The following is an 18,295-nucleotide window of genomic DNA, read 5'->3' as shown; positions in this document are numbered from 1 at the left end:
TCCACCCCGCTTCACCGCTTTTCTCACCCCGCTCACCCCGACCCCGGAACGCAGATGCTTAGATTTATCTTTCGCAGGCTCCTGAGCCTCATCCCAGTGTTGTTCGTGGTGTCGGTGGTGATCTTCTCGCTCATTCACCTCACTCCTGGCGACCCAGCCCGCCGCATCCTCGGCGAGAAGGCCGCAGACGACCAGGTCGCTGCGCTCCGCGAGAGCATGGGCCTGAACGAGCCGATCGTCATGCAGTACCTCAATTGGGTCGGCGGTATCTTCCGCGGCGACCTCGGCGACTCCTACTTCCTGCGCAAGAGCGTTGTAGAGGCGATCGGTGACAACGCAGTGCCAACGATCCAGCTCGCCGTTATCGCGATCATCGTCGCGGTCGTGCTCTCGGTACCGTTTGGCACCATCGCCGCCCGGTTCCGCGGACGCGCCTTCGACAAGATGGTCACCGGCTTCACACTTCTCGGTATGACTGTGCCAAGCTTCGTGCTTGCGATCGGCATGATGCTGCTCTTCGGCCTCACGCTGCGCTGGCTGCCAATCTCGGGCTACGTGAACCCGTTCGAAAGCTTCGGCGACGGCATCAAGACGCTGCTCATGCCTGGCATCGCGCTCGGTGCGATCACCGCGGCGCTCATCACCCGCACGACCCGCGCCGCCGTGCTTGATGTGCTCTCAGCCGACTACATCGACGCGGCCCGCTCGCGCGGCGTCGCCGAGCGCAGGCTGCTCTTCAGCCACACCCTGAAGAACGCGAGCCTCCCGATCCTCACGATCGTCGGCCTCTCGCTCGGCGGCCTCGTAACGGGTGCCGCCGTCACCGAGACGATCTTCAACATCCCGGGTCTCGGTCAACTGCTCGTCACCTCAATCTCGCGCCGCGACTACCCGGTGATCCAGGGCGTCATCCTGTTTGTCACCCTCATCTACCTCCTCACCAACCTGCTCATCGACCTGCTCTACGGCATCGTCGACCCGCGGGTTCGCGTCGGAAAGGCCTGAGCGTCATGACCGCACCCAACACGCACAACCTGCCAGTCCCGAACACGACCGTGCTCTCAATGCGCCCAGAGGCACCGAAGAACACGCTGTGGCGCCGGGCGCTCTCGAACACCGGGTTCATGACAGGCATCATCATCATCCTCGCGATCTTCGTGATCTCGTACGTGCTGCCGCCTGTGCTCGGACTCGACCCCTACGCGGTCGACCCGGTGAACCGCCTCGCAAAGCCGTCTGCAGAGCACATCTTCGGCACCGACAACTTCGGCCGTGACCTCTTCACGCGCATCATCTCCGGCGCTTCGACGTCGCTGCTCGTCGGCTTCGTTGTTGCCCTCGTGAGTGGCGTGATCGGCGCGCTCATCGGCATCCTCGCGGTGTTCAACCCGGTGCTCGACGCGATCCTCATGCGCATCTGCGACGGCCTCATGGCGATCCCCGCCATCCTGCTCGCTGTCGCCCTCGCTGCGGCGCTCGGCCCGAGCGTCACGAACCTCATCATCGCCCTCGCGATCGTCTACACGCCGGGCATTGCACGCCTCGTGCGCGCACGAGCGCTCGCGGTCACCTCCGAGACCTTTGTGACCGCCGCGACGATGCAGGGCGCGGGCATGTTCCACATCATGATCCGCCACATTCTTCCCAACGTGCTCTCGGTGCTCGTGGTGCAGGCGACATTCACTTTCGCGGAGTCGGTCATCACCGAGGCCGCGATGAGCTTCCTCGGTGCTGGCGTGCCTGCACCCCACGCGAGCTGGGGCAACATCCTCTACGACGGCAAGGCAGTCATCATGCAGGCACCGCAGATGATCATCATCACGAGCGCGTTCCTCATCATCACGGTGCTCGCCCTCAACCTCGTGGGCGACGGCCTGCGCGACCTCGTCGACCAGCGCTCACGCGAGTTCACCGGCCGCCCGGGCATCTTCGCCCGCGCCGTCGCAGTGTTCGCGCCGGGCCGCATGAAGAAGGAGTTCAACGGATGAGCACCGCGACAACAGCGCCCCAGGCGCAGACCACAGCGCCACTCGCGATCGAGCAGCTCACGCTGAACATCGACACCGCCCACGGCACCGTGCACGCGGTGAACAACGTGTCGCTCGAACTTACGCAGGGCGAGATCCTTGCAATCGTCGGCGAATCGGGCTCGGGCAAGACCCTCACCGCGCGCGCCGCCCTCGGGCTGTTCCCGCCGCGCACCAGGCGCTCAGGCGTCGTGCTGCTCTCGGGCACCGATGTGCTCAGCGCGTCTGACGCTGAGCTGCGCGAGATCCGCGGCGGCAAGGCCGCGATGATCTTCCAGGAGCCGTCAACCGCACTCAACCCTGTCTTCACTATCGGCTGGCAGATCGAGGAGGGCCTGCGGGCCCACGGCATGAGCGACGGCAGCGAGCGCAAGGAGCGCGCGCTCGCGATGCTCCGCGCGGTCGGCATTCCCGACCCCGAGCGCCGCTACAGCGACTACCCGCACCAGTTCTCCGGCGGACAGAAGCAGCGAATCATCATCGCGATGGCGCTCGCGCTACGCCCGTCGGTGATCATCGCCGACGAGCCGACAACCGCGCTCGACGTCACCGTGCAGGCCGAGATTCTCGACCTGCTGCGCGAGTGCCGCGACGAGTTTGGTGCGTCGATCGTGCTCATCACGCACAACATGGGCGTCGTCGCTGACCTCGCAGACCGTGTCGCCGTGATGTACCGCGGTGACCTCGTCGAGGAGGCGCCGGTCGAGGAGCTCTTCGCAAACCCGAAGCAGGAGTACACGCGCCAGCTACTCGCCGCGGTGCCGAGGCTCGGCAGCGGATCCCGCGTCAGCTCGGCGACGATTGCCGATGCGGCCGTCGCGACACACTCAGCGGAACAGTTCGACACCGCGGATTCGGCGACTGCTGCGGCAGACGCCGTTTCAGCAAGCGCAGTTTCAGCAAGCGCCGTCGAGCTCCGCGGCGTCGATATCGTCTACAAGAGCGGCTTTGGCACGAACCCGGTGAAGGCTGTGCACGCGGTCGACCTCACGATCGCGCGCGGCGAGGTCGTTGGCCTCGTTGGCGAGTCGGGATCGGGCAAGTCGACGATTGGGCGCGCGATTGGCGGCCTCGAGCAGATCGCCGCAGGGTCGCTGACTGTGTTTGGCAGCGAACTCAAGCGCCTGAAGCGCCGCGAGCTGCGCGAACTGCGCCGCCGCGTCGGCTTCGTGTTCCAAGACCCTGCAGCCTCGTTCAACTCGTTCATGACTGTTGAGCAGTGCATCACCGAGCCGATGCGGATCCACCGCGCGCCCGGCGGCGCACGCGCGCATCGAGCCCGCGCGCTCGAGCTGCTTGACGCAGTCGAACTGCCTGCCACGTTTGCAGAGCGGCAGCCGTTCGAGCTCTCGGGCGGCCAGCGCCAGCGCATCGGTCTCGCCCGCGCGCTCGCGCTGCAGCCCGAGCTCGTAATCGCAGACGAGCCGACGAGCGCCCTCGATGTGTCTGTGCAGGCGAAGGTGCTCGACATTTTCACGGGCCTGCAGCGCGAGCTCGGCTTTGCGTCGCTGTTCATCAGCCACGACCTCGCGGTCGTCGAGCTGCTCGCCCACCGCGTTGGCGTGCTGCAGCGGGGCAGGCTCGTCGAGATCGGCGAGACCGAGCAGGTGCTGCACCACCCGCAGCACGAGTACACGCAGCGGCTCATTGCCGCGGTTCCCGTGCCCGACCCCGCGGTGCAGCGGCTGCGCCGAGCGCACGCTACAGACTTGGCTCAACCGATCCTCTCGGTCGAGCAGGAAGGACCCGCGACATGATGTCTGAGGCGCAGATCTCATCAGGCGCGATTGCCGCGCCCGTCACTGGATCAGGATCCGGGTCGACGACCCAGCTTCGTGCCGACCTCGTCGTGCTCGGCGGGCGCGTGCACACGGGAGCGCCTGCAGAGCCGCTGTCGTCGGTGAACGGGCCGCGTGCAGACGCCGTCGCGATCACCGATGGGGTCATCGTTGCGGTCGGGTCGCGGGCAGACGCCACAGCCTGGGATGTGGCTGCCGGGGAGACGATCGACCTCGGCGACGCGACAATCACCGCTGGCTTCGTCGACGCTCACGTGCACCCGCTCTCGGGTGCCGAGTCGCGACACGAGGCGCTCATGCTTCACGGCTGCACCTCAATCGCGGAGGTCGCCGACCGCATCGCCGAGTTCGCCGCGTCCTGCGGGGAAGACGAGTGGATTCGCGGGTTCGGTCTCTCATTCGACATGTTTGTCGGGGGCGAACTCACGAACGCACCGTTCGCCGAGGCATTCGGTGGCCGCCCGGGGTACCTGCTGCTGTTCGACGGCCACTCAGTGATCGCCAGCCCGCGCGCCCTTGAGCTCGCCGGCATCGACGGCCCCCGAGACTTTGGCAACAACGCTTCCATAGAGGTGTACGAGGACGGCACCCCGACCGGCTACCTCATCGAGTCAGACGCCGAGCTCCTCGTCACCGACCTCTACCCGCGAATGCCGTTCGCAGAACGCGTCGCCGCGGTCAGAGCGAAGCTCGCCGACTTCGCGGCCACCGGATACACGTCGCTTCACCAGATGAACATGGAAGAGGGCGACATCGAGGTGCTGCGGGCGATTGAGGAGACCGGGGAGCTCGCAACCCGCGTGCGCGTCTCACCGCTCTGGCGGGCGAGCGACCCGTGGGATGAGACGCTTGAGCGCATCGTCGCACTGCAGGGCACGGGCGGCCGCCGCTGGCACGTCGAAGGCGTGAAGTTCATGCTCGACGGCAGCATCGACAACGGCTCAGCCTGGCTGTTCGAGGCAGATACCAGAGGCGGCGGGCTCGAACCGTACTGGTCGCCGACCGAGCTGTTCACCCGCACGATACACACGCTGTCTGCGCGCGGAATCCAGACCGCAACGCACGCGATCGGCGACCGCGCCGTCGAGTTCGTGCTCGACGCCGTCGCCTCACTGCCAGCAGACGCCCGCGGTGTAACGCATCGTATCGAACACGTTGAGACGATCCCCGATCACCTCGTGCCACGGTTCGCTGAGCTCGGTGTGCCCGCGAGCATGCAGCCGATTCACGCGTTCTGCAAGCGCCCCGACGGGCTCGACATGTGGACGACCCTGCTGGGCGCTGGATCTGAGCGCGCACACAACGCCTGGCGCGTTGCCGACCTCGACAACGCCGGGGCAATCGTCGCCCTCGGCTCGGATTGGCCCGTCGAGGAGTTCGACGCGCGCCGCGTCTTCGCGGCAGCGGTGAATCGGAAGCGGCACGGGGCCGGTACCCCAGCCGTCGACGAGCACCAGGCGCTCACGCCGGAGCGCGCGCTCGCCGCCATCACCCACAACTGCTGGGCAGCGATCGATAGGCCAGCCGATGGCTTCGTGCGGGTCGGCGCTGTCGCGGATCTCGCTGCGTTCGGGCTTGACCCGCTCACCGCAGACGCCGCTGAGTTCGCCGAAGCCCCCGTCCTGCTCACCGTGCTCGGCGGCGCAGTCGCGCACCGCGCGACGACGTAGGCTTACCTGATGCATGACGCCGCAATCCAGCTCATCCAAGGGGCTCGCTTCCCTGGGTCGAGCACGGTCACTGACGTCTGGATCGGAGGCGATGGCGTCATCTCGGCCCTCACCCCAGCCGGGGCCCTCACCGAGCTCGACGGAGTGAGCGCTGCGTCGGCGCGGACGCTCCGCGCCGACGGCCGGGTGCTGACGTCGGGGCTGTGGGACGAGCACGTGCACCTCGGGCAGTGGGCCCAGCAGTCGAGCCGCCCAGACTTTGTCACTGCGGACTCGCCGGCGGCCGCACTCGAGCTCGCGGCGGGCTACCTTGCTCCTGATCTGTCGGGAAGCGCGCCGACCGAGCTCATCGGCATGCGCGTGCGAGGCGGCGACTGGGGCGGGCTCTCTCGCGAGCAGCTCGACTCCGTGAGCAGCCGTGTGCCCATCGTGCTCGTCGGGCTCGATCTCCACGGCGCCTGGCTCAACAGCGCGGCGCTTGCCAAGTACGGCTTTTCTCCCGACCACTCTGCGCACGTCGTTGAAGACGAGTGCTTTGGGCTTGTCGCCGAGCTCGACCGCACCACCGATGAGGCGCTCGACGCAGCGGTGGATCTCGCGGCACGACGTGCAGCGGCGCTCGGCGTCGTCGGGGTTGTCGACTTTGAGATCAGGTGGAGCTTCGACGACTGGACGCGGCGTGAGCTCGGCGGCTTTCGCGCGCTGCGCGTCGAGAGCGCAATCTACCCAGAGCACCTTGATCGCGCCATCGACTGCGGTCTGGGCTCGGGGTCGCCGATTGGCACAAACGGGCTCGTCTCCGTCGGCCCACTCAAAGTGATCACCGATGGGTCCCTCGGAACTCGCACTGCGCTCTGCTGCGAGCCCTACGCCGGCGGCGGGCACGGTCGCGAGGTTGTTGCGCCAGCGGAGCTCTCCTCGCTCCTCGCGCGGGCGAAGCGGGCAGGGTATTGGGCCGCGGTACACGCGATCGGTGACCGCGCGAACGCGCAGGCGCTCGACGCCTTCGGGGCGACCGGGGCGGTTGGCAGGATCGAGCACGCCCAGCTGCTTCGCAGCTCGGACATTGCTCGCTTCGCCGCGCTTGGCGTGGGTGCGAGCGTTCAGCCAGCGCACCTCATCGACGACGTCCCAAGCATGCGTGCCGAGTGGGCTGACCGGGCGGATCGCGCGTTCCCGCTCGCGTCCCTCCTCGCAAGTGGGGCGAACGTCGTGCTGGGGTCTGACGCCCCTGTCGCGCCGCTTGACCCATGGCACGCGATCGCCGCCGCCGTCACGCGCGCCAGCGCAGGAAGCCCGGCCTGGGTTCCCGAGGAGCGCATCTCGGTAGCTGCAGCTCTCGCGTGTTCGATGCGCGGTCCGCTCGCTCCGGGCGTGGGCGATCACGCCGATCTCGTGCTGCTCGACTCAGATCCACTCACCGCTGCACTCCCAATAGGCCCGGCCGGGTTCCGGCCGCCGGGCGTCGCTGCGACACTGCTCGGCGGCGTTCCAACGCATCTCACCGCCGACCTCGCGCACACGGCGACGGGAGAGCTCGCATAGGGATCTCGCGCGGTTTCCCTCGCGCGTGCACGCGCGTTGCACAACTGCATCATTCCTTTTTTACGCTTCATCGGGCAAGGTAGGGGCTAAGGATCCCACGGGAGTTTCCCACAGGGATTCTCTCACGTGGGGCGCGAACCCGCTGTCCCGCGACGACGTTGAAGGGGGATCGCCCATGCACACCGATATTCCGCTCCGTTCAGAGATCGAGCAGCTCGCTGCGGTTGAGCGCCCGAACCTCATCACCATCGTGCTACGAACGTCACCGGTGACGACAGATGCCGAGGCGAACCGAATAAGCTTCGGAAACCTCGTGAGCGAAGCCGTCGCAGAACACACCGCGCACGGTGGAGACGCTGCGGAAATCGCTGCAACCGAGGCCGGGCTACGCGCCCTGCTTGAAGACACCCAGCTCTGGCGATATCTATCGCACAGCCTCGTCGTCTTCGCGAGCCCCGAGCGCACCGTCGCCTACAGGCTCCCCAACGAGCTCGAGTCTGAGTGGTTTTCCGGTAACCACTTCAGGGTCGTGCCGCTTCTTCGCACGATCACGTTCGCCCACGACGCGACAGTGCTCGCGCTCAGCCAAAAAGACGTGAGGCTCATCGTCATCGGGCCAGACCATCGCGGCTCCGAGCTGCCAGTCCCCGAGCTGCCAAGCGACCTCCTCGACACGTTCAACGTCGAAGACCCTGGAGTGGACTCTCACCGCCGCCGGCTGCACGGGCCAGAGGGCCACGACGCACGTCTCCTCGGCTACGCACGGGCAGTCGACCGCGCGATCGCGCCCGTGCTTCGAAGCACGCGCGGCCCGCTGATCCTGGCGGCAGCGCAACCCCTCGACAGCGTCTTCAGGTCAGTGACCCGCAACGCGAAACTGCTTGACGCTGGCATCTCGGGAAACCCCGACAACCTGAGCTCCACGGAGATCGACACTGCCGCGCGTGAGATCCTCGACGCCTACTACGCCGACGAGCTTGCTGAGCGCCAGGAAAAGTTCGGAAACCTCCAGTCTGCCGGCCGCGCGGTGCTCGACCTGACCGACATCTCCCGCGCAGCCGTGGCGGGCGCCATCTCAACGCTCTACGTCGACATGGATGCCCACCCCGAAGGCACACTCGACGACCAGGTTGGCGGACTCGTGGCCGACAGCACCCCGGGGTACAGCCTCGTCGACCAGCTCGCCTCGAAGGTGCTCGCGAGCGGCGGGCGCGTCCTCGCGCTGCGCGGCAGCGAGGTGCCTGGCGGAGCACAGCTCGCGGCCGAGGTACGGTTCAGCGTCTAACGAACCCCACTCCACAAACACAGGTGGGCCGCCCCAATCGGGACGGCCCACCTTCAGTTCGCTAGAGCGAAAACTTACGCAAGCTTTACGCCAGCGCCAGCTTCCTCGAGCTTAGCCTTTGCCTCTTCAGCTGCGTCCTTCTTTGCAGCCTCGAGAACGGTCTTCGGTGCCTCTTCGACGAGAGCCTTAGCCTCGCCGAGGCCCAGGCCGGTGAGCTCGCGCACAACCTTGATGACCTGGATCTTCTTGTCGCCAGCCGACTCGAGGACGACGTCGAACTCGTCCTTCTCCTCGACAGCCTCAGCTGCGCCAGCAGCCGGAGCAGCAGCAACTGCAACCGGAGCAGCAGCCGAAACGTCGAACTCTTCCTCGAACGCCTTGACGAACTCCGAGAGCTCGATGAGGGTCAGGCCCTTGAACTGCTCAAGCAGCTCTTCAGTCGAAAGCTTAGCCATGATGATTCTCCTTGATGTTTGCCCTGCACATCGCGCAGGAACAGATTGTTTGCGGTCGGCGGATGCCGATCCTTAAGCGTTCTGCTTCTCCTGCAGCGCACCGAAGCCGCGAGCGGCCTTGGCGGGCAGAGCGTTGAACAGCTGTGCAGCACCGATCAGCGAAGCCTTCATGGCGCCGGCAGCCTTGGCCAGCAGCACCTCGCGGCTCTCGAGATCGGCAAGCTTGCCTACCTCAGCGGCGGTCAGAGGCTTGCCATCGAAGTAGCCAGCCTTGATCACCAAAAGAGGGTTTGCCTTGGCGAAGTCACGCAGCGCCTTCGCGACGGCGACAGTGTCACCGTGCACGAATGCGAGTGCCGACGGGCCAGCGAGCTCGTCGTCAAACGCAGTGATTCCGGCCTTGTTGGCCGCAATCTTGGTCAGCGTGTTCTTCGCCACAGCGTACGTCGCGTGCTCGCGGATGCTGTTGCGGAGTTCCTGCAACTGAGCAACCGTGAGACCGCGGTACTCAGTCAGCAGAACGGCGCCCGACTCTTCAAACTGCTTCTGAAGATCGGCGACCGTAGCGTCCTTCGTAGCCATGGCGCTCCCTTGATTGTCGTAGCCGTGAAGCGAGTGCCTCACGGGTGGCCGTGCCGCACGAAGCGATTCCCAGAAACTGAAAAAGCTCCGGCGCGCACGCACGGAGCTTCAAATCCATGGAACAAGTTCGCATGTCAAGGAGTTCTGTACCTGCGCTGGTCCTCGCACTTTCCACTACTGGAGGCTGCGAGCGTTCCGGAGTTCTTGCGAACTCTACCGGCGGTCTTGGGCCAGCTAGAAGAATAGCACACCCTTACGGGTAGCAAAAATCAGCGCAACAGTGGGCCGTTCTCCCAGGAAGCCAGGCGAGGGTGGAGATGGCGCGAACTCCCCGCCACACTCCCGGAGCAAAGGAGCTTCCCATGCACGCACCAACGAGCAGTGCCGCAACAATCGAGATCAACGGCGCAGTCGCCACGCTCACACTCAACCGCCCAAACAAGCGAAACTCGTTCAGCGACGACCTCGTGAGCGATGTGCGCTCTGCGCTCGAGCACCTCACCGATTCAACAGAAGTTCGCGTGCTCGTGCTTACCGGCGCTGGCGCCCACTTCAGCGTCGGGGGCGATCTCGACAAGTTCTCGGCAGGAGGATTCACGAAGGGCGGCGCCGCGCGCGAGACGAGCGTTCGCGAACTGCTCGGCGCGACGCAGATCTCAGTGCTCCTGCGCGAGAGCCCACTCATCACCATCGCCGCCATCCGCGGCGCCTGCGCAGGCGCTGGTCTCTCGATCGCCGCGGCCTGCGATCTGCGACTCGCGTCAGACACAGCAGTGTTCCGCACCGCGTTCCTTGACGCTGGCCTCTCGGGCGACTTCGGAGGCACTTGGCTCCTGACCCGCCTGCTCGGTGAGGCGAAAGCGAAGGAGCTGTTCTTCCTCAACGAGAAAGTGGGTGCGCGCGAAGCGCTCCGGATCGGCCTCGTTACCCGCGTCGTTGCCGACGATGAACTTCACACTGAGGCACACGTTATGGCCGAGGGGCTCGCAGCGAAGCCCCCGATTGCCCTGCGGAACGTGAAGGCAAACCTCACCGAGACCACCCCTGAGTTCCAGCTCGCGATCGCGCGCGAGGCTCGGAGAAACATCGCGAGTGGGCGCACGAGCGACGCCATCGAAGCAGCGTCAGCCTTCCTCGAGAAGCGGCGCCCGGTTTTTATCGGACACTAACGCCCTAATCGGCAGGCTTCAGGCCCTAGTCGGCAGGCTTCAGCATGTATCCGGCACCGCGCACGGTGTGGATCATGGCCGGACGCCCGGCGTCGATCTTTCGCCTGAGGTACGAGATGTACAACTCGACGACAGTCGGCTTCCCGTCGAAGTCGTAGCTCCACACACGGTCAAGGATCTGCGCCTTCGACAGCACACGCCCAGAGTTGCGCATGAGGTAGCGCAGCAGCTCGAACTCGGTATTCGTCAGCTGCATCAGCTCGCCGCCACGCGACACCTCATAGCTATCTTCGTTGAGCTCGAGGTCGCCGACCCGGAGAATTGGGTTGGGTTGCGACGCGAGACGTAGTTGCGAGCGGCGCACAAGGCCGCGAAGCCTGGCGAGGAGCTCTTCGAGGCTGAACGGCTTGACGACGTAGTCGTCGCCGCCAGCGGTGAGGCCGGCGACCCGCTCTTCGACAGAGTCGAGGGCAGTCAAGAAGAGGACCGGGAAGATCTCACCTTTCGCGCGCACCTGAGAGAGGAGCCGCATTCCGTCGAAATCGGGGAGCATGATGTCAAAGACAGCAACATCTGGCTGAAACTCTGCGACTGCCTGAAGCGCTTCTTCTCCGGATGCGGCAGAGCGCACCTCCCACCCCTCGTAGCGAAGTGCCATCGCAATGAGTTGGGTTATCGACTCCTCATCGTCCACGACGAGGGCGCGCACCATTGTTCCATCTTGTCTCGTGAGCGTCTCGGCAGTCATACATATATAGTGCCTGGCGCGTCTGGGGGCACGCTGGGGGCGAACTTTTGCAAACACATGTATACTCTTGAGCCGACATAAGCTTAAGCGTTGGCACACGCGCGCCATTTGGTCGACTACGCGGCTCGCCTCCACAGAAGCTTCGGGCGTCGTGCGACAATGATTCGGTGCTTATCTCCGAGTCAGAACGCCCCGCGGCCCGCTCTGGAGCACACCTCTCGCGCATCGTCACCGACGGCTCCGATCGAGCCGCGTGGATGCGCGCGCGGGCCCGCGGCATTACCGCGACCGACGTCGCAAAGCTTTCGACTCCTCGCTCAATCGAAACTGCGGCGCGCGAAAAGATGTACGGCAGCAGCTTCATCGGCAACGCCTACACGGAGCACGGCAAGGCGCGCGAGCCCGAGATCGCTGCGTGGGTCGAGCGTGAGCACGGGATCCGCCCAAGCTCGGCGCTCTTCCACGCGGCGACAGATCTCCGCCATCTTGCGACGCCTGATGGCCTAGTCGAGCGCGCGACTGGCGCCCTTGAACTTGCCGAGATCAAGACGACGAACAAGGAATGGCGAGTCATTCCTCGAAACTACCTACGGCAGATCTGGTGGCAGCAGTACGTGCTTGGGGCTGAACGAACGCTCATGGTCTGGGAGCGCCACGAGAACTTTGTTCCCGTTGGCGACCCGGAGTTCAGGTGGATCGACCGCGACGAATCAGAGATCGAACGCCTCGTGAAGCTCGCGAGTGAGCTCATAGACGTACTCATCGCGCGCACAACCTAGGTGTCGCGACTGCGGCTACATTCCGAAGGCTGTCGCCCGCACCTGCTCGTCGTAGCTTCGCTCGGAGAGTTCCTGGAGCGCAACGTGCAGCAGTTTCACACCAGGAGCGTCAGGGATCCGGGTGGCCTCGGCCCCGACGAGCAGATCGATGTCGCCAGACCCCCAGATGCGCTGGACTGGGTTCTGCTTTGACCGAACCTCACGCACGCGAGCGAGCGAAATCTCGCTGCGATGCCTGACGAAGAAGCCGTGATGCAAGATCACGCGCCTCGTCGTCACGACCGCACGCCGCGCGAGCCAGCCGAGAAGCGGACCAATCACGCCGAACGCGATGAGCACGGCTGCCCCGCCCGCGGCGGCGAGATTCATCCACGCTTCAGGAAGCGTGCCGATAAAAAACCCACCGAACCCGGCCACCACGAACAACAGCAGCACGGGAATGGTGAGATGCCTGCCATGCCGCCGCACGCGCACGACAATCTCCTCGGGTTGCTGCGGCGCCGCTCCTGCCTGGTGGCTGGCTCCCGCAGGGTGGCCCGGGAGTGTCCCGGGATCACCCGCGCCCCTGAGCACCTGCTCGGCCCCCTGCGAGGGGAGCACCGTGGTCTCCTGAGTATTTCGGGTACGCCGCATACCCCTATTCTGCCCTGTCAGCCTGCGCCTCGTCGGTGCAGCTTTAGCGAGTCGGCTCCTCGTCGGCGTTGGCGACGCCAGTCGCCCCATCGCTCGCGGGTCGCTCGTCAACCGCAGCTGTCAGGTCGGCACCCGAGGTCTCCTCCTCGGCGCCGCGCTCAGCGACGGCGAAGGCGGGCTCGTCAGAGCTCGAGGACGACGCAGCGCGCCCGGCTGCGGCTCCTGCCGCGCTACCCGTGACGACGCCGTTGAGCATGCCGACGAGGTCGACCCCAACCGTTTCTCGCGCCATCTCCAGGAGGCCCTTCAGGTTGCCCATAGCGTCGCCCGCGACCCGCGAAGTGCCGTCGGCTGAAACGACAGTCATGCTGTCGATGCCGGCGATAGCCTGCGCGTACTCGCCCGCGATCTCCGGGAGCCTGTGGATGAGCTCCTGGGCAAGCACAGCCTGCGACTGGGTCTCGAGGGCGCGTGCGCGGGCCTCGACCGCGATCGCCTCTGCCGTTCCCTTCGCCTGGATGGCCTCGGCCTCTGCCCGGCCCTCGGCCGCGACAGCCTCAGACGCGGCGATACGCGCCGCACGAGCTGCAAGACCCTCGCGCTCAACAGCCTGCGCACGACCGTCCGCCGCCGACACCGCGGCAGCGGCTTCGGCCTTCGCGAGCGCCTCGACCTTGTACGCCTCGGCCTCGGCGACCGCGCGAACGTCTGCGTTCAGCTTCTCGGTGCGCAGCGCGACCTCGCGCTGAGCCGTGATCTGCTGCTGTTCAACAATTGCTTGCTGCTGGATTGCCTGCTCGAGCGGATCCGCCGCCTGCGCCTGCGCGTTCGCCTTGTCAGTCTCGGCCTGAATCTCAGCCTGGCGGAGCTTCAGCTCTCGGTTGCGGTCAAGCAGGACCTTCTCTGCAGCAATCTTTGCTTCTTCAGAAGCCTGGTAGGCATTGGTCTCGGCGATGTCTGCCGCCTGGCGAACCTTCGCTGCCTCCGGGCGGCCAATATTTGCGATGTAGTCGGCGCCGTCGCGGATCTCTTGGATCTGCAACGTGTCGACAACGAGGCCCTGCTTCGTCAGTGCCTCCTCTGCAGCCTCGAGCACGCTCTGCGCAACAACGGCGCGGTCGCGAATGATCTGCAGGACTGTCAGCCCACCGATAATCGAGCGAAGCGAGCCCGAGAGTACTTCCTGGGTCGACTCGTCAATTTCGTCAGAGTTTGACAGGAATCGCTGCGCTGCGGCGCGGATCATCTCCTGCGTCCCGCCGACTTTCACAACCGCCACTGCCTGCGCCTGCATCGTGATGCCGTCGGTCGTCTGCGCCTCGGTGGTGATTGAGAGGCGGCGCGAGCGCAGCGAGATTGTGAACGACTTCTGCACGAACGGCAGCACAAAGACACCGCCGCCCGTCACAACCTTCTGGCCAGACATGTCGCGAACTGTCGCGCCGTCAGCCGACTTGATCTCTTTCCCCTTGCCTCCGGTGACGATGATCGCCTCGTCAGGCTTCGCAATGCGGTAGCGCTTGATAATGACAAGCGCGATAAGCACGAGCGCAACCACCGCGCCGAACACGCCGACGATTGCTGGGGTAATGAAGAACATTTTCCCTCCCGGGGAAGTTCAGTTGTGAATGAAGCCGACACCAATGCCGGCACGGACGAGTTAGGTGGGCTGTGCGCTCGGGTCAGCCGTCGCGGCGACGGGTTCAACCCGCACCGATGTCGCGGTGATTGTCTGGGCGATGCGCACCTGCGTGCCCCGCGCGATGGCGGTGTCTGCGGTCGCCGAGAGCGAGACGCGCTCACCGTGCCGCACGAGCGCGACCTCGCCGAGACCACCGGCAGGGATCGCAAGCACCACGCCTGCGACTGAGCCGACAAGCTCATCGCCACTCACCGCCGTTGACGATTCAGCGCTTCTGATGACCTTGCTCAACCACCACGCAGCTGCGCCGCCGAGCACGCCCGCGAGCGCACCGAGGAGCCCCGCGAGCGGGGTGGGGAGGCCCGCGCCAACAAGCGCAAAAGCCGTAAAGCCGAAGATCGCGGTAAACGCTGCGATTGTCGTGAGGCTCAGCGGGCCATCGCCGAAATCGAATGCATCGAAGATTCCGTCGAGCACGAGCGAAAGCAGCAGGAGGATGCCGCCGACGACGCCAATGATGAGAAAGATGCCGCCCGCGATGAGCGACCCGTCGAGCAGGCCATTCAGCCAGTCCATGATCGCTCCCATAGCGCACCTCGTTCAACAGTTGTCGGGATCCCCTCCAGCGTAGCAAGGCCACGCACGCCCCGAAAGGACGCCGTTGCGAGCTCGAGGTGGCGGAGGGCGACTACGAGATGAGTCGCGAGCGGATGAGGAACCGCTTGCCTTCCGGGGCCTCGAGCGAGAATCCCGACCCTCGCCCTGGCACTGCATCGATCGTCAGATGCGTGTGCGCCCACACTGCGAACTGCTCACGAGACATCCAGAACCCGATCTCGCGCGGCGCGTTCTCACCGGCGCTTGGCGGCAGCTCGAGCGTGCCGAGTTTCAGATCCTGCCCGCCCGTCTTGAACTCGCCTTCCTGGTAACACATGGGGGCACTGCCATCACAGCACCCGCCGGACTGGTGGAACATGAGGGGGCCGTGCATCGCCCAGAGCCGCTCGATGAGCTCGATCGCGGCTGGTGTGAAAGCGAGCCTGCTCGCATGCTCACCCGCGATCTCCGGGCGCGCATCGACGACGCCGGGAATCGAAGCTGTGTCTTCTGGCCCAGGCGCGACAGCGCCGCCCACCTCACACGCGTCGACGGCCCCACGGGTTTCGTCCCCAAGCACTTCGGCCGGATCGGGCGTTGACTCCGGTGTCATCATCGTCTCCATCCTGAAAACTGAGTTGGCCTCGGGAGGCGGTGAGCCGCCTCCCGAGGCCTATGAGTTAGGCGCTCGCGAGCCTGAGAACGACGCGGCCGTCAATCTTGCCTGCACGCATCTCGTCGAGCACATCGTTGACGTCGTCGAGCGGGCGCTCGGAGACTGTCGGGTGGATAAGGCCCCTCGCGTAGAAGTCAAGTGCCTCGATCATGTCTTGCCTGGTGCCGACGATTGACCCCCTGATCGTCAGGCCCTTGAGCACGATGTCAAAGATCGGCGCGGGGAAGTCCCCGGGAGGCAGGCCGTTGAAGACGATCGTGCCGCCGCGCCTCGTCATACCGATCGCCTGCCCGAACGCCGACGGGTGCACGGCTGTCACGAGCACACCGTGCGCTCCACCTGTCTCGCGCTGGATGGCTTCGACCGGATCCTCACTCAACGCGTTCACAGTCACCTCAGCGCCGTGCTTCTTCGCAAGCGCAAGCTTGTCGTCGGCAATATCGACGGCGGCGACGCGCATCCCCATCGCAACCGCGTACTGCACTGCGATGTGGCCAAGGCCACCGATTCCCGAGATCACTACCCACTGCCCGGGAAGCACGCCAGTCACCTTCAGGCCCTTGTACACAGTGACCCCTGCGCAGAGCACGGGCGCAACCTCGACAGGGTCTGACCCCGCGGGCACAACGGCGGCGTAGGTCGCGTCGACGAGCATGTACTCAGCGAAAGAGCCGTCGACCGAGTAGCCACCGTTCTGCTGCTGCTCGCAGAGCGTCTCCCAGCCTGTGCGGCAGAACTCGCAGTGCCCGCATGCGGACCACAGCCACGCATTACCGACGAGATCTCCGACTGCGACGTTTGTGACGCCCTCGCCGACGGCCTCGACAAGTCCGACGCCCTCGTGGCCCGGAATGAACGGTGGGCTCGGCTTCACAGGCCAGTCGCCCTCGACGGCGTGCAGATCTGTGTGGCAGACGCCAGTAGTGAGCACCCGAACGAGCGCCTGCCCGGGACCGGGCGTCGGGACGCTCTGGTCGCCGACGTCGAGCGGCTTGCCGAATGCCGGCACGGAGGCGGCACGCATAGTGGTTGTTGTCATTGTCGTATTCCTTTCGTGGGCTGCCACGCTGCAACCCGTTGTGAATCTGGGGTGTGTGTTCGGGAGGTCGAACGAGCTGACCTAGGGAGGGCCTAGAAGAAGCCCTGCGCGTTCTGGCTGTAGCTCACGAGCAGGTTCTTGGTCTGCTGGTAGTGGTCGAGCATCATGAGGTGGTTCTCGCGCCCGATGCCGCTCGACTTGTAGCCACCGAACGCCGCATGCGCCGGGTACGCGTGATAGTTATTCACCCAGACACGACCCGCCTCAATCGCCCGGCCCGCACGGTACGCGGTGTTACCATCGCGGCTCCAGACACCGGCCCCCAGGCCGTACAGTGTGTCGTTCGCGATGCGAATCGCGTCGTCGAAGTCGGTGAATGTTGTCGCCGAGACCACAGGGCCGAAGATCTCTTCCTGGAAGATGCGCATCGAGTTGTCGCCGCGGAAGATTGTCGGCTGAATGTAGAAGCCGCCGGAGAGATCCCCGCCGAGGTCGTCGACTCCCCCACCCGTCAGCACCTTCGCACCCTCTTGGCGGCCGATGTCGAGGTACGACTTAATCTTCTCGAACTGGTCGTTCGATGCCTGCGCACCCATCATCGTGTCGGTGTCGAGCGGGTTGCCGCGCTTGATGAGCTCGGTACGCGCGACAACTGCGTCGAGGAAGTCGTCGGCGAACGATTCCTGAATGAGGGCGCGTGACGGGCACGTGCACACCTCGCCCTGGTTGAGGGTGAACATCGTGAACCCCTCTTTTGCCTTGTCGAAGTACGCGTCGTCTTTCGCCGCAACGTCATCGAAGAAGATGTTGGGGCTCTTACCGCCGAGCTCGAGCGTCACCGGGATGATGTTCTCTGAGGCGTACTGCATGATGAGCCGACCAGTGGTCGTCTCGCCTGTAAACGCGATCTTGCGGATACGTTTGTTCGACGCGAGGGGCTTCCCTGCCTCCGCGCCGAAGCCGTTAACGATGTTCACCACGCCGGCCGGCAGCAGGTCACCGATGAGTTCAAACAGCACGAGAATCGACGCCGGGGTCTGCTCGGCAGGCTTCAAGACGACCGCGTTGCCTGCGGCGAGCGCAGGGGCAAGTTTCCACACCGCCATGAGGATGGGGAAGTTCCACGGGATGATCTGGCCGACAACCCCGAGTGGCTCGTGGAAGTGGTAGGCGACAGTGTCGTCGTCGATCTGGGAGAGGCCGCCCTCTTGCGCGCGGATCGCGCCGGCGAAGTAGCGGAAGTGGTCGATCGCGAGTGGGATGTCGGCGTTCAGCGTCTCGCGCACAGCCTTTCCGTTGTCCCACGTCTCGGCGACGGCGATCATCTCGAGGTTCGCCTCCATGCGGTCGGCGATCTTGTTCAAGATCACGGCACGCTCGGCCGGGCTCGTCTTTCCCCACGCGGGAGCTGCCGCGTGTGCCGCGTCGAGGGCCACCTCAACGTCTTCAGCGGTGCCACGGGCGACCTCGCAGAACGCCTGCCCGGTCACCGGGGTGATGTTCTCGAAGTATTGGCCTTTCACAGGCGGGACCCACTCGCCCCCGATGTAGTGCTCGTAGCGGCCTTTGAAGGTCACGAGCGAATCGGGCTGTCCTGGGAATGCGTAGACAGTCATGGTGCTACCTCTCTCTGACGTCGTTGTCGAAGT

Annotated in this window: 17 protein-coding genes; 8 read left to right on the top strand and 9 right to left on the bottom strand. The window is 65.3% G+C overall.

Translation table 11 applies throughout. From position 1 onward, the window contains the following. Positions 1-54: 54 nt before the first annotated feature. The 6 genes from KI794_RS02065 to KI794_RS02040 all read left to right on the top strand — a co-directional run bounded on the left by KI794_RS02065 (position 55) and on the right by KI794_RS02040 (position 8,326). Positions 55-1,005, top strand: coding sequence for an ABC transporter permease (locus KI794_RS02065; RefSeq protein ID WP_119281624.1), 951 nt, complete (start codon positions 55-57; stop codon positions 1,003-1,005). A 5-nt stretch (positions 1,006-1,010) separates the two neighbouring features. Next, positions 1,011-1,988, top strand: a complete 978-nt coding sequence (locus KI794_RS02060; RefSeq protein WP_255808958.1) for an ABC transporter permease — start codon at positions 1,011-1,013, stop codon at positions 1,986-1,988. Next, positions 1,985-3,784: a dipeptide ABC transporter ATP-binding protein gene (locus tag KI794_RS02055; protein WP_255808957.1), complete on the top strand. Its 1,800-nt coding sequence runs from the start codon at positions 1,985-1,987 to the stop codon at positions 3,782-3,784. The genes KI794_RS02060 and KI794_RS02055 overlap by 4 nt, the downstream gene beginning before the upstream one ends. Then, entirely contained in the window at positions 3,781-5,496 is a 1,716-nt protein-coding gene (locus KI794_RS02050; RefSeq protein WP_255808956.1) for an amidohydrolase, read from the top strand. The genes KI794_RS02055 and KI794_RS02050 overlap by 4 nt, the downstream gene beginning before the upstream one ends. A 9-nt stretch (positions 5,497-5,505) precedes the next feature. Then, entirely contained in the window at positions 5,506-7,041 is a 1,536-nt protein-coding gene (locus KI794_RS02045; protein WP_255808955.1) for an amidohydrolase, read from the top strand. Positions 7,042-7,216: 175 nt separating this feature from the next. Continuing rightward, on the top strand, positions 7,217-8,326 hold the full coding sequence (locus KI794_RS02040) for a baeRF11 domain-containing protein (protein ID WP_255808954.1): 1,110 nt from the start codon (positions 7,217-7,219) through the stop codon (positions 8,324-8,326). 74 nt (positions 8,327-8,400) lie between these two features. Here the strand turns inward: KI794_RS02040 and rplL are convergent, their stop codons facing one another. Next, positions 8,401-8,781 (bottom strand): 50S ribosomal protein L7/L12, encoded by a 381-nt coding sequence (gene rplL / locus KI794_RS02035; protein ID WP_119281629.1) that lies wholly within the window; start codon positions 8,779-8,781, stop codon positions 8,401-8,403. Between the two features lie 72 nt (positions 8,782-8,853). After that, positions 8,854-9,363 carry a 50S ribosomal protein L10 gene (gene rplJ / locus KI794_RS02030; RefSeq protein WP_119281630.1) on the bottom strand — a complete coding sequence of 170 codons (510 nt, stop codon included), beginning with the start codon at positions 9,361-9,363 and terminating at the stop codon, positions 8,854-8,856. A 362-nt stretch (positions 9,364-9,725) separates the two neighbouring features. Here rplJ and KI794_RS02025 point away from each other — a divergent pair, with 362 nt between their 5' ends. Beyond that, positions 9,726-10,532 (top strand): enoyl-CoA hydratase-related protein, encoded by an 807-nt coding sequence (locus KI794_RS02025; protein ID WP_255808953.1) that lies wholly within the window; start codon positions 9,726-9,728, stop codon positions 10,530-10,532. Positions 10,533-10,557: 25 nt separating this feature from the next. On the opposite strand, the gene KI794_RS02020 is transcribed toward KI794_RS02025, so the two are convergent. Further along, positions 10,558-11,280, bottom strand: a complete 723-nt coding sequence (locus KI794_RS02020) for a response regulator transcription factor (RefSeq protein WP_119281632.1) — start codon at positions 11,278-11,280, stop codon at positions 10,558-10,560. Between the two features lie 257 nt (positions 11,281-11,537). Between KI794_RS02020 and KI794_RS02015 the strand changes: the two genes are divergently transcribed. Then, on the top strand, positions 11,538-12,059 hold the full coding sequence (locus tag KI794_RS02015; protein WP_119281869.1) for a YqaJ viral recombinase family protein: 522 nt from the start codon (positions 11,538-11,540) through the stop codon (positions 12,057-12,059). A gap of 15 nt (positions 12,060-12,074) precedes the next feature. On the opposite strand, the gene KI794_RS02010 is transcribed toward KI794_RS02015, so the two are convergent. From KI794_RS02010 to adh, 6 genes are all read right to left on the bottom strand, one after another. Next, positions 12,075-12,692, bottom strand: coding sequence for a PH domain-containing protein (locus KI794_RS02010; RefSeq protein WP_162921004.1), 618 nt, complete (start codon positions 12,690-12,692; stop codon positions 12,075-12,077). 43 nt (positions 12,693-12,735) lie between these two features. Beyond that, positions 12,736-14,292 (bottom strand): flotillin family protein, encoded by a 1,557-nt coding sequence (locus KI794_RS02005; protein WP_119281634.1) that lies wholly within the window; start codon positions 14,290-14,292, stop codon positions 12,736-12,738. A 60-nt stretch (positions 14,293-14,352) separates the two neighbouring features. Continuing rightward, positions 14,353-14,910: a hypothetical protein gene (locus KI794_RS02000; protein ID WP_255808952.1), complete on the bottom strand. Its 558-nt coding sequence runs from the start codon at positions 14,908-14,910 to the stop codon at positions 14,353-14,355. 112 nt (positions 14,911-15,022) lie between these two features. After that, a complete protein-coding gene (locus KI794_RS01995) occupies positions 15,023-15,427 on the bottom strand; it encodes a DUF779 domain-containing protein (RefSeq protein WP_255809802.1) in 405 nt (134 codons plus the stop codon). Positions 15,428-15,611: 184 nt separating this feature from the next. Further along, on the bottom strand, positions 15,612-16,631 hold the full coding sequence (gene adhP / locus KI794_RS01990) for an alcohol dehydrogenase AdhP (RefSeq protein WP_255809801.1): 1,020 nt from the start codon (positions 16,629-16,631) through the stop codon (positions 15,612-15,614). 107 nt (positions 16,632-16,738) lie between these two features. Continuing rightward, positions 16,739-18,262: an aldehyde dehydrogenase gene (adh, locus tag KI794_RS01985; protein WP_255808951.1), complete on the bottom strand. Its 1,524-nt coding sequence runs from the start codon at positions 18,260-18,262 to the stop codon at positions 16,739-16,741. Positions 18,263-18,295: the final 33 nt, after the last annotated feature.

It is taken from the genome of Leucobacter aridicollis (assembly GCF_024399335.1).
In the GTDB taxonomy this organism is placed as follows: domain Bacteria; phylum Actinomycetota; class Actinomycetes; order Actinomycetales; family Microbacteriaceae; genus Leucobacter; species Leucobacter aridicollis_A.
Note: the sequence above shows the minus strand (reverse complement) of the source record. Positions and strands in the feature narration are given on the sequence as shown.